This is a genomic window from Streptomyces sp. NPDC012935, assembly GCF_042900345.1.
GTDB lineage: Bacteria > Actinomycetota > Actinomycetes > Streptomycetales > Streptomycetaceae > Streptomyces.
Window position 1 is genome coordinate 22,718 of record NZ_JBIBBC010000035.1, and the last position, 10,392, is coordinate 33,109.

Annotated in this window: 11 protein-coding genes and 1 pseudogene; 4 read left to right on the plus strand and 8 right to left on the minus strand. The window is 69.8% G+C overall.

Translation table 11 applies throughout. The annotated features are described in order from the left end of the window. Positions 1 to 69: 69 nt before the first annotated feature. Positions 70 to 831: an alpha/beta hydrolase gene (locus ACFY5C_RS40670; RefSeq protein WP_389455117.1), complete on the minus strand. Its 762-nt coding sequence runs from the start codon at positions 829 to 831 to the stop codon at positions 70 to 72. 173 nt (positions 832 to 1,004) lie between these two features. Here ACFY5C_RS40670 and ACFY5C_RS40675 point away from each other — a divergent pair, with 173 nt between their 5' ends. From ACFY5C_RS40675 to ACFY5C_RS40685, 3 genes are all read left to right on the plus strand, one after another. Beyond that, positions 1,005 to 2,168, plus strand: a complete 1,164-nt coding sequence (locus ACFY5C_RS40675) for an adenosine deaminase (protein ID WP_389455119.1) — start codon at positions 1,005 to 1,007, stop codon at positions 2,166 to 2,168. Positions 2,169 to 2,306: 138 nt separating this feature from the next. Continuing rightward, the gene (locus tag ACFY5C_RS40680) at positions 2,307 to 2,675 is read left to right on the plus strand and encodes an ATP-binding protein (protein WP_389455121.1); all 369 of its coding nucleotides are present in this window, start codon (positions 2,307 to 2,309) and stop codon (positions 2,673 to 2,675) included. A 189-nt stretch (positions 2,676 to 2,864) separates the two neighbouring features. Next, positions 2,865 to 3,884: a sigma-70 family RNA polymerase sigma factor gene (locus ACFY5C_RS40685; protein ID WP_389455123.1), complete on the plus strand. Its 1,020-nt coding sequence runs from the start codon at positions 2,865 to 2,867 to the stop codon at positions 3,882 to 3,884. Here the strand turns inward: ACFY5C_RS40685 and ACFY5C_RS40690 are convergent. Continuing rightward, positions 3,768 to 4,154: an STAS domain-containing protein gene (locus ACFY5C_RS40690; protein ID WP_389455125.1), complete on the minus strand. Its 387-nt coding sequence runs from the start codon at positions 4,152 to 4,154 to the stop codon at positions 3,768 to 3,770. The genes ACFY5C_RS40685 and ACFY5C_RS40690 overlap by 117 nt on opposite strands. Before the next feature lie 173 nt (positions 4,155 to 4,327). Between ACFY5C_RS40690 and ACFY5C_RS40695 the strand changes: the two genes are divergently transcribed. Beyond that, positions 4,328 to 5,248, plus strand: coding sequence for an AEC family transporter (locus ACFY5C_RS40695; RefSeq protein ID WP_389455127.1), 921 nt, complete (start codon positions 4,328 to 4,330; stop codon positions 5,246 to 5,248). 3 nt (positions 5,249 to 5,251) lie between these two features. On the opposite strand, the gene ACFY5C_RS40700 is transcribed toward ACFY5C_RS40695, so the two are convergent. The 6 genes and pseudogenes from ACFY5C_RS40700 to ACFY5C_RS40725 all read right to left on the minus strand — a co-directional run. Next, complete coding sequence (locus ACFY5C_RS40700) at positions 5,252 to 5,836, minus strand: Uma2 family endonuclease (protein ID WP_389455129.1); 585 nt, start codon at positions 5,834 to 5,836, stop codon at positions 5,252 to 5,254. A gap of 95 nt (positions 5,837 to 5,931) precedes the next feature. Continuing rightward, a complete protein-coding gene (locus ACFY5C_RS40705) occupies positions 5,932 to 7,209 on the minus strand; it encodes a thymidine phosphorylase (RefSeq protein WP_389455131.1) in 1,278 nt (425 codons plus the stop codon). Positions 7,210 to 7,299: 90 nt separating this feature from the next. Next, positions 7,300 to 7,707: a cytidine deaminase gene (locus ACFY5C_RS40710; RefSeq protein ID WP_389455133.1), complete on the minus strand. Its 408-nt coding sequence runs from the start codon at positions 7,705 to 7,707 to the stop codon at positions 7,300 to 7,302. Continuing rightward, positions 7,704 to 8,978, minus strand: a complete 1,275-nt coding sequence (locus tag ACFY5C_RS40715; protein WP_389455135.1) for an ABC transporter permease — start codon at positions 8,976 to 8,978, stop codon at positions 7,704 to 7,706. Before ACFY5C_RS40715 ends, ACFY5C_RS40710 begins: the two co-directional genes overlap by 4 nt. Then, entirely contained in the window at positions 8,975 to 10,099 is a 1,125-nt protein-coding gene (locus ACFY5C_RS40720; RefSeq protein ID WP_389455137.1) for an ABC transporter permease, read from the minus strand. Before ACFY5C_RS40720 ends, ACFY5C_RS40715 begins: the two co-directional genes overlap by 4 nt. Further along, positions 10,099 to 10,392, minus strand: a pseudogene (locus tag ACFY5C_RS40725) (heme ABC transporter ATP-binding protein); the annotation flags it as partial. The pseudogene ACFY5C_RS40725 and the gene ACFY5C_RS40720, both read right to left, overlap by 1 nt.

Genomic DNA, 10,392 nt, shown 5'->3' on the forward strand with positions numbered 1-10,392 from the left:
GGGGCGCGGAGAACTGCGCGACCAGCCACGAACAACCCGCACCCGCCGACGGGACAGGCCCCCGCGGCGCTACCGCCGCAACGACTTGCCGAACCCCGCAGCCAGCGGCATCCGCAACCCCAAAGGCGGCGGAGCCGCGAACGCATCGGCGACAGGCCGCGAGAACGCCCGCCCGAACAGCACCCCGATGACGAAGTCCTCGGCCAGCGCGAGGACTTCGTCCCGGTGCTGCTGCAACCCGTGCCGGTCGGAGTGCACTTCGAACCGGCATACATCCCGGTTCGCCTTCTTCGCCCGCTCCGCCAGCCGGAACGACAGCTCGGGATCGGTCCGCTCGTCGTTGGTGCCGTGCACGAACATCACCCGCCGCCCCCCGAGCTGTTTCACCGGTTCGGGTGACGCCGCCACGTCCTCCTCCGGCAGCCAGGGAGCTATCGCCAGCACGGAGTTGACGGCCTCATGGCCGGCTGCCCGCACCGCCGCCCGCGCGCCCATGTCGATCCCGGCGAGGCACACGGGGACGTCGCCGTAGCGCCGTACGACCTCGTCGGCCGCCCACAACGCGTCGCTCACGAGGTTCGCGTCACTGCCGTTCCACCCTCGAAAGCGGTAGCGGACGACATGCGCGGCCAGCCCCTCCTCGCGCCCTGCCCGCGCCAGCCGACGCCCGAGGGTGCGCACGTAGGAGGTCGCCAACAACGTCGCCGGCTTGCGATGTGAGACCTCGTCACCTCCGGGAAGCAGGAGTACCACTCCGCTCACCGCCGTCGGCTCCGGCCCGATCGCCTTGCCCAGCCGGACCCTGCGCACCGGCGTCACTTGCTGTGCCATGACAGAACAGTGTCAGAAGCACGGGTGTACGCCACCCGTCCTTGGGGTCACCGTTACGTATCGACGGATTCGTACACCAGCCGGATTCGTACACGAGGGGAGGAATGCGCGACGCCGGCAGAGAAATCAGCGATGAGGGAGTCATCTACGCGCGTAGGCGTTAGAGTGCGAAAATGACGAGCGAGACTGCCCCGAAGGCGAACACCCCGAGCTCGGACCAGATCCGCCGGGCGCCGAAGGTTCTGCTGCACGACCACCTCGACGGCGGGCTCCGTCCCGGCACGATCGTCGAGCTCGCCCGCGAGACGGGCTACACCCAGCTCCCCGAGACCGACCCCGACAAGCTCGGCGTGTGGTTCCACGAGGCCGCCGACTCCGGCTCCCTGGAGCGGTACCTGGAGACCTTCTCCCATACCGTCGCGGTGATGCAGACCCGCGAGGCCCTCGTCCGGGTCGCGCGCGAGTGCGCGGAGGACCTCGCCGAGGACGGGGTCGTCTACGCCGAGGTGCGGTACGCGCCCGAACAGCACCTGGAGGGCGGACTCGGCCTCGAAGAGGTCGTCGAGGCCGTCAACGAGGGCTTCCGGGAGGGCGAGCGGATCGCCCGGGAGAACGGCCACCGCATCCGCGTGGGCGCACTGCTCACCGCCATGCGGCACGCCGCCCGCGCGCTGGAGATCGCCGAACTCGCCAACCGCTACCGCGACCTGGGCGTCGTCGGCTTCGACATCGCGGGCGCCGAGGCCGGCCACCCGCCCACCCGGCACCTGGACGCCTTCGAGTACCTCAAGCGCGAGAACAACCACTTCACCATCCACGCGGGCGAGGCCTTCGGCCTGCCGTCCATCTGGCAGGCCCTGCAGTGGTGCGGCGCCGACCGGCTGGGGCACGGCGTACGCATCATCGACGACATCCAGGTGCAGGCCGACGGCTCCGTGAAGCTCGGCCGGCTCGCCTCGTACGTCCGGGACAAGCGCATCCCGCTGGAGCTGTGCCCCAGCTCCAACCTCCAGACGGGCGCGGCCGACTCGTACGCCGCGCACCCCATCGGTCTGCTGCGGCGCCTGCACTTCCGCGCCACCGTGAACACCGACAACCGCCTCATGTCCCACACCAGCATGAGCCGGGAATTCGAGCACCTTGTCGATGCATTCGGTTACACGCTCGACGACATGCAGTGGTTCTCCGTCAATGCGATGAAATCATCGTTCATTCCTTTCGATGAACGACTGGCCATGATCAATGACGTGATCAAGCCCGGATATGCCGAACTCAAGTCCGAGTGGCTGTTCCGTCAGACCAGCTCTACCAGCGGTTCTGAGGGCGAGGAGGGCTGAGCGGGAGTCCCCCGTGCACACGGAATACGGACGCCATTCACAATCCGTCCGCATTTCGATGTTTGCGGTGGCATGCGGGGCGTGTTTACGGTCGAGAACCGCTCACAACCCCGTAACGAATTTCGAGGACTTACCTTCATGAAGCAGTCTGCTGCCAAGACCCTCGGTGTCGCCGCTCTCGGTGCCGCCTTCGCCGCCGCCGGTGCGGGTGCCGCGAACGCCGCGCCGGTCGCCCCGGACGCCGCCGGTTCGGCGCTGGACAGCGTCACCAGGACGCTGCCGGCCGAGAACCTCTCCCAGGCGGCGCCCGCCGCCGGTGCGGGGCTGGCTCAGGGCGGTGCGGGGCTGGCCCAGGGTCAGGAGGCACTCGGCGCCGGTCTGGCCGCCGCCCAGCCGGCTGCCGAGCAGGCGCTGGCCGCGGGCCCGGCCGGGCTGCTCGGCGGTCTGCCGGTGGCGCAGACCCTGCCGGCCCAGGGGCTGCCCCTGAACGGCCTGCCGCTCGCCTGAGCCGCATCCCCGAACCACGCCGCTGGGGCGCACCCCTTGTCCATGGGTGCGCCCCAGCGGCCTTTGATCAGCCCTTCCGACCTGCGGCTTTGTCCGCTCCGGGGGCCATTGTCAGTGGGCTGCGGTAGCTTCCGAAGTGTTGGCGCGATGAGGCGCACTTCGGGACAGGGCCACAGGGGTGGGTGGACGATGAGCGACGGCACGGCGACTACGACGACGGACCTGGACGTCAGGCTGGAGAAACACCGCGTCGAACTGACCGGGTACTGCTACCGCATGCTCGGCTCCTCATTCGAGGCCGAGGACGCGGTGCAGGACACGATGGTGCGCGCCTGGCGGAGTTACGACAAGTTCGAGGGGCGTTCCAGTCTCCGGTCGTGGCTGTACCGCATCGCGACGAACGTGTGCCTGGACATGCTGACGGCCGGCAACAAGCGGGCCAGGCCCATGGACCTCACGGAGTCGACCCCGCTCGCACAGGCGGCCCTCTCGCCCCGCCCGGACAACACCTGGCTGGAGCCGATGCCGGACAACCGCGTGCTGCCGGGCACCGACGACCCGGCGGAGGCCGCGGTCGCCAAGGAGACGGTGCGGCTCGCCTTCATGGCGGCCCTGCAGCAGCTGCCGGCCAAGCAGCGGGCGGTGCTGATCCTGCGCGAGGTGCTGGCCTGGAAGGCGAGCGAGGTCGCCGAGCTGCTCGACACGACGGTCGCTTCGGTCAACAGCGCGTTGCAGCGGGCGCGAGCCACGCTCGCCGAGCAGCAGCAGCCGGGCGCCGAGGCCGCCGTCTCCGATCCGCTGGACGAGGAGCAGCAAAAGCTCCTGGAGCGGTATGTCGCAGCCTTCGAGGGCTACGACATGACGGCACTCACGGCCCTGCTGCACGAGGACGCCATCATGACGATGCCGCCGTTCGACCTGTGGCTGACCGGCGTCAAGGACATCACGGGCTTCATGACGACGCTCGGTGCCCCCTGTGCGGACTCGCGTCTGCTGCCGGTCCAGGTCAACGGGCTGCCGGGCTTCGCCCAGTACAAGCCGGACCCGGAAGCGGGCGGCTTCACGCCATGGGCGGTGCAGGTGCTGGAGGTCTCAGACGGCCGGATCACCGGGTTCCACTGCTTCCTCGACACCAAGCGCTGGTTCCCGCTGTTCGGGCTCCCTCTCCACCTCGAAGCGGAGGCCGGCCAGGTCGAGGAGGGCGTGTAGCGCGGGGTCGGGGTCGCGCAGCCGTATCCGGCCCCCGGCGCGCCGGGCGGCGAGCTGGAGCCGTGCCAGCAGGTCGACGGCGCCCAGTCCGGGTGGCCCGAGCCCTCCGACATCACACACCACGACGCCCGCTCCGCCGGCCTCCAGCCGGGCCCGCACGTCGTCGCACAGCCCTGCCACCTCATCCCGGGTGACGGGGCCGGCCAGCACGAGTACAGCGGGTGTCATGGCATCCACGATCGGTAGACCGGGCGGCGACCGATAACTCATCGCGGCCGCAGATCCCCGTCCGCCGCCCGCCGCCAGGTGTCCGCGCCGTGGGGTGTCCGCCTGCCGGGATCACATTGACCCGGTGCCCTCCTTCCCCGGAGGGTTGCCTGTATGCCCCACGTATCAGCACCTTCCCGAATACCCTGCGGTTTCATTTCCGCCAAGGAGGTGCCGTGCAGGGGGTGTTGACGGGCTTCGCGGTGATCGCGGTCGTCATCGGGGTGGGCTATGCGATCGGCCGGCGCGGCTACCTCGGCGACCACGGCCGCGAGGTCCTCACCAAGCTGGCCTTCCATGTGGCGTCCCCGGCGCTGCTGTTCACCACGCTGGCACAGACCGACCTCTCGGTGATCTTCTCCAGCCGCCTCCTGGTCACCGCCCTGAGCACGGCCGCGGCGGCCGGCGTCTTCGTCGCGGTGGGTGTCGTGCGGTGCTGGGGAGTGGGCCGCACGACGATCGGCGCGCTGTGCTCCAGTTACGTCAACTCCGGCAACCTCGGCATCCCGATCGCGGTGTACGTCCTGGGCGACGCCTCGCTGGTGGCGCCGGTGCTGCTGTTCCAGCTGGTCGGGGTCACCCCGATCGCGCTGACGATCCTCGACCTGTCCGGCGGGGGCGGGAAGGGCCCGCTGTGGCGCCGTCTGCTGACCCCGCTGCGCAACCCGATCGCGGTCGGCTCGTTGGCGGGCGTGGCGGTGTCGGCGAGTGGGCTGCGCATCCCTGCCCCCGTCCTGGACCCTCTCACCCTGATCGGCGGTATGTCGGTCCCGGCGGTCCTGCTGGCCTTCGGCATCTCCCTGTGCGGCAGCACGATGCCGGGCCGGGGGCCTGACCGGCATCCGGTGTTTCTCTCGGTCGCCCTGAAGTCGGTCGGCCAGCCGGCGGCGGCCTGGGCGCTGGCAGCGGGGGTGTTCGGCCTGCGGGGCGCTCCCCTGCTCGACGTGGTGGTGACGTCTGCGCTGCCCGCCGCGCAGAACCTCTATACGTATGCGTCGAGTTACGGGGTGGGCGAGCGGTTGGCGCGGGACTCGATCCTGCTGTCGACGGTGATTTCGGTGCCGGTGCTGGTGGTGGTCGCCGCCTTGCTGGGCTGACGGTCAGTCGACCGGGAACTCGCCGGTGTCGATCGTCACGCCGAACGGGTCCGGCAGCTTGATGGGGTCACCGAACTTCACGGCGCTCAACACCCGGTACACATCGCCCTTCGGCTCTCCGAAGAGCGTGGCGGTGGGCCCGCCGGGTGCCCAGCGGTCGATCAGCAGGTAGAGCGGGATCCCGGCGGTGGCGTAAGCGGCGGGCTTGCTGACGCGGTCGTGGTGGGCATTGGACTTGGAGGTCACCTCGACGACGAGTTCGGCCAAGGCCGCCGGGATGTGGGATTCCGCCTCCGCGCACTCCTGCACGGGAGCCACGAGCAGGTCAGGGATGAGCATGCCCAAACGTGACGGCACGGCGATCGCCAGTGTCTGGAAGATCTCCCAGTCCTCGGGGATCGCCGAGTAGAGGCGACGCTGGATACGGGCCGCGATCACGTTGTGGCGGGATGCGGGAGCAGGTGACACGGTGATGATCCCCTCAATGATCTCCACCTTGCTGCCCTCGGGCCATTCCATCTCCTCCCAGTACCGGACGAGGTCGTCCCAGTTCTGGTCGGGGTCCTGGCTCACGGTGAGTGCGCTCATGGCGGTCTCCTATCGGTGCGTCACCGATCCCAGCATGCCGAACGGGACCGGCGGAGGTCCACCGATCCCGTTCACCCGAACGAGGAAACCCCTGGTCAGGCAATCCGCTCCAGCACCACCGGCGAAGCCGTGAAGTCCGTCCCGGCTCCCGCGATGTCGTACGAGCCCTCGACCGACTGGAGCGCGTACTCGAAGCGCTCCGGGGTGTCGGTGTGCAGGGTCAGCAGGGGCTGGCCCTCGGTGACCGTGTCGCCCGGCTTGGCGTGCATCTCGACGCCCGCGCCGGCCTGGACCGGGTCCTCCTTGCGGGCGCGTCCGGCGCCCAGGCGCCAGGCGGCGACGCCGATGTCGTAGGCGTCGAGGCGGGTCAGGACGCCCGAGGACGGGGCCTTGATGACGTGCTGCTCGCGCGCCACCGGCAGCTTCGCGTCCGGGTCGCCGCCCTGGGCCGCGATCATGCGGCGCCAGACGTCCATCGCCGAGCCGTCGGCCAGGGCCTTGGCCGGGTCGGCGTCCTTCACCCCGGCGGCGTCCAGCATTTCGCGGGCCAGGGCGATGGTCAGCTCCACCACGTCCGCCGGGCCGCCGCCCGCCAGGACCTCCACCGACTCGCGGACCTCCAGGGCGTTGCCCGCGGTGAGGCCGAGCGGGGTGGACATGTCCGTGAGGAGCGCGACCGTCTTGACGCCGTGGTCCGTGCCCAGGCCCACCATCGTGGAGGCCAGCTCGCGCGCGTCCTCGATCGTCTTCATGAAGGCGCCCGTGCCGACCTTCACGTCCAGGACCAGGGAGCCGGTGCCCTCCGCGATCTTCTTCGACATGATCGACGAGGCGATCAGCGGGATCGCCTCGACGGTGCCGGTGACGTCGCGCAGCGCGTACAGCTTCTTGTCCGCGGGGGCCAGGCCGTCGCCCGCCGCGCAGATCACCGCGCCGGTGCCGTCCAGGACCGACAGCATCTCCTCGTTCGAGAGGAGGGCGCGCCAGCCCGGGATCGACTCCAGCTTGTCCAGCGTGCCGCCGGTGTGGCCGAGGCCCCGGCCGGAGAGCTGGGGGACGGCCGCGCCGCAGGCCGCGACCAGGGGGGCCAGCGGCAGCGTGATCTTGTCGCCGACGCCGCCCGTCGAGTGCTTGTCGGCGGTCGGGCGGGACAGCGACGAGAAGTCCATGCGCTCGCCGGAGGCGATCATCGCCGCCGTCCAGCGGGCGATCTCGCGGCGGTTCATGCCGTTGATCAGGATCGCCATGGCGAGAGCGGACATCTGCTCGTCGGCGACCTCCCCGCGGGTGTACGCGTCGATGACCCAGTCGATCTGCTCGTCGCTGAGCTCACCGCGGTCGCGCTTGGTGCGGATGACAGAGATTGCGTCCATGGCCATGACTTTCCTTCCGGCCGAACTTTCGGAAACGGCACGGCCCCTCCGAGCGGCTCACTGGAGCAACTCGGAAGGGCCGCACAGGAGTTACTTTCTGAGGTGGCCCGGCCCGAAGGCCTGCGGCAGCATCTCCGACAGCGGCAGGATGCCCGCCGGGGTCTCCAGCAGCAGTTCCGGGCCGCCGAACTCGTAGAGCAGCTGGCGGCAGCGGCCGCAGGGGACGAGGACGTCGCCCTCGCCGTCGACGCAGGTGAAGTGCGTCAGGCGGCCGCCCCCGGTGTTCTGCAGCTCCGAGACCAGTCCGCACTCGGCGCACAGGCCGACGCCGTACGACGCGTTCTCGACGTTGCAGCCGGTGACCGTACGGCCGTCGTCGACCAGGGCCGCGACACCGACCGGGTAGCCGGAGTACGGGGCGTAGGCGCGGGACATGGCGTCCCGGGCCGCCGCGCGCAGCTGGTCCCAGTCGACGTCGTGGGAGGCGGCCGGGGTCACTTGCCCTGGCCCTTCTTGTACGGCAGACCGTCCGCCTTCGGCATCCGCAGGCGCTGCGCGGACAGAGTGAGGACGATGAGCGTGATGACGTACGGCGTGGCGGACACGACCTGGTTCGGCACCTCGTTGGTGGTCGCGTACCAGGTGTACACCAGGGCGCCGACGACCGCCGTGATCATCGAGGAGGCGTACTTCTTGCGGACCACCAGCCAGATGGCGCCGATGATCAGCAGGAGCGCTCCGAGCAGCAGCAGTGCGTGGACGTTGGTGGAGCCGCCGCGCAGGTTGAGGCTGTCGGTGTAGCCGAACAGGCCGGCGCCGAGGGCGAGTCCGCCCGGCATCCAGTTACCGAAGATCATCGCGGCGAGGCCGATGTAACCGCGGCCGCTGACCTGGCCCTCCAGATAGAAGGGGTTGGCGACGATGGAGAGGAAGACACCGCCGAGGCCCGCCAGGCCGCCGGAGATGATCACGGCAATGTACTTGTACTTGTAGACGTTCACGCCGAGGGACTCCGCCGCGACCGGGTTCTCACCGCAGGAACGCAGCCGCAGACCGAAGGCGGTGCGCCACAGGATCCACCAGGTGCCCGGGATCAGCGCCACGGCGATCAGAGTCAGCCAGGAGACGTTGGTGACCAGACCGCCGAGCAGACCGGCGATGTCCGAGATGAAGAACCAGCCCTGGTTGTTCAGGTCCCTGAGCCCGTCGGACAGGCCCGGCACCGTGAAGTGACCGAGGGAGTCGACCGCCGGGGACTGCTTGGCGGAGCCGCCCGCGTGACCCTCGAAGGCGAGGGGCGCGAGGTAGCGGGTGATGCCGAGGGCCAGGATGTTGATCGCCACACCGGAGACGATGTGGTTGACCCTGAAGGTGATGGTGGCGATGGCGTGCAGGATGCCGCCGATGCAGCCACCGATGATGCCGACGACGACACCGGTCCACGGACCCCACTGGAAACCGGCCCAGGCACCGAACCAGGTGCCGAGGATCATCATGCCCTCGAGGCCGATGTTGACGACGCCCGCCCGCTCGGCCCACAGACCGCCGAGACCGGCGAGGCCGATCGGCACGGCGAGCTGGAGCGCGGTGGACATCTGGCTGACGTTGGTGATGCCGTCGGCGCCGGTGATGATGCGGACGATCGAGGTCAGCGCCAGGGCTCCGGCGATGGCCAGGAGCAGGACGGGCCACGAGAGGCGGCGGCCGGTCGGTGCCGCGGGCTGCAGCGTGGGCTGGTTGACGTCGGTCGCCGAGGTCGGGGCGGTCATCGGCCAGCCACCTCCTTCGTGGTGTTGTTGTCGGCGCCCAGGACGTGACCGGCGGCCAGTTCGGCGCCGACCTGGCGCTGCTGGCGGCGCAGGCCCCACTCACGGACGGCCTCGTAGGACACGACCACGGAGAGCACGATCAGGCCCTGCATGATGACCGCGATCTCCTTGTCGTAGCCGTGGAAGTCCAGCTCGGGCGAGGCCTTGTCGAGCCAGGCCCACAGCAGGGCGGCGAACGCGATGCCGACGGGGCTGTTGCGGCCGAGCAGGGCGATGCCGATACCGAGGAAGCCGATGCCGGTGGGGAAGTTCAGGCTGTAGGTGTGGCTGTCGCCGAGCAGGATCGGCAGGCCAGCGAGACCCGCGAGACCGCCGGACAGCAGCATGGCGGTGAGCACCATGCGCTTGGGGTCGACACCACTGGCCGCGGCGGCGGTCTGCGAGGCGCCGGAGGCGCGCAGGTCGAAACCGAAGCGGGTGCGGTTGAGGACGACCCAGTAGGCGATGCCGAGCAGGACGGCGAGGAAGACCAGGCCGTAGATCTCGCCGGCGTCGCCCATGTTGATGCCGGGGACCCAGCCGGACTCGTGCATCTCGCCGGTGGTGTTGTTGTTGCCCACCTTCACGCCGAAGACGTTCGGCAGCCACAGGTAGGCGATGACCGACGTGGCGATCGCGTTGAGCATGATCGTCGCGACGACCTCGCTGACACCGCGGGTGACCTTGAGGACACCGGCGATTCCGGACCAGAAGGCGCCGGTGCAGACGGCGGTGAGGAGCAGCAGCGGGATCTGCAGGGCGGCCGGCAGGTTCGCGTGGGCGCCTACGACCGCGGCCATCATGGCGGCGAGCTGGTACTGGCCGTCGACGCCGATGTTGAACAGGTTCATGCGGAAGCCGATGGCCACCGCGAGGGCCGCGATGTAGTACATCGAGGCCTGGTTGATGATCAGGACCTGGATGTCCGAGAAGCCGAGCTGCTCGAACATCAGGGTGTACGGCTCGACCGGGCTCTTGCCGGAGGCGATCAGCACGATCGCGCTGAGCACGAAGGCCACGGCGAGCGCGATGACCGGGCCGGCCACCGCAAGGAGCACGCGCTCCTTGTCGAACTTCTTCATCAGCGGGCCTCGTCTTCGCCGGACTCGGGAGACTTGCGGATCTCGGGGGTGTCTGCCGGGGTCTCGGGGGTCTCGTCGTGTTCCAGGTGACCGGTCGCGGCGCCGGTCATCGCCGAACCGAGCTCCTCCGGGGTGATGGTGGCCGGATCGGCGTCGGCGACCAGCTTGCCGTTGTAGATCACGCGGAGGGTGTCGGACAGGCCGATCAGCTCGTCCAGGTCGGCGGAGATCAGCAGCACAGCCAGGCCCTCGCGGCGGGCCTCACGGATGTGGTCCCAGATCGCGGCCTGCGC

What these genes read in the sequence shown, in the direction of transcription:
- ACFY5C_RS40685 (WP_389455123.1), top strand. Translation starts at nt 2,865, where the DNA reads ATGAGCGACGGCACGGCGACTACGACGACGGACCTGGACGTCAGGCTG.
- ACFY5C_RS40720 (WP_389455137.1), bottom strand. Translation starts at nt 10,099, where the DNA reads ATGAAGAAGTTCGACAAGGAGCGCGTGCTCCTTGCGGTGGCCGGCCCG.
- ACFY5C_RS40680 (WP_389455121.1), top strand. Translation starts at nt 2,307, where the DNA reads ATGAAGCAGTCTGCTGCCAAGACCCTCGGTGTCGCCGCTCTCGGTGCC.
- ACFY5C_RS40700 (WP_389455129.1), bottom strand. Translation starts at nt 5,836, where the DNA reads ATGAGCGCACTCACCGTGAGCCAGGACCCCGACCAGAACTGGGACGAC.
- ACFY5C_RS40715 (WP_389455135.1), bottom strand. Translation starts at nt 8,978, where the DNA reads ATGACCGCCCCGACCTCGGCGACCGACGTCAACCAGCCCACGCTGCAG.
- ACFY5C_RS40705 (WP_389455131.1), bottom strand. Translation starts at nt 7,209, where the DNA reads ATGGACGCAATCTCTGTCATCCGCACCAAGCGCGACCGCGGTGAGCTC.
- ACFY5C_RS40670 (WP_389455117.1), bottom strand. Translation starts at nt 831, where the DNA reads ATGGCACAGCAAGTGACGCCGGTGCGCAGGGTCCGGCTGGGCAAGGCG.
- ACFY5C_RS40690 (WP_389455125.1), bottom strand. Translation starts at nt 4,154, where the DNA reads ATGAGTTATCGGTCGCCGCCCGGTCTACCGATCGTGGATGCCATGACA.
- ACFY5C_RS40675 (WP_389455119.1), top strand. Translation starts at nt 1,005, where the DNA reads ATGACGAGCGAGACTGCCCCGAAGGCGAACACCCCGAGCTCGGACCAG.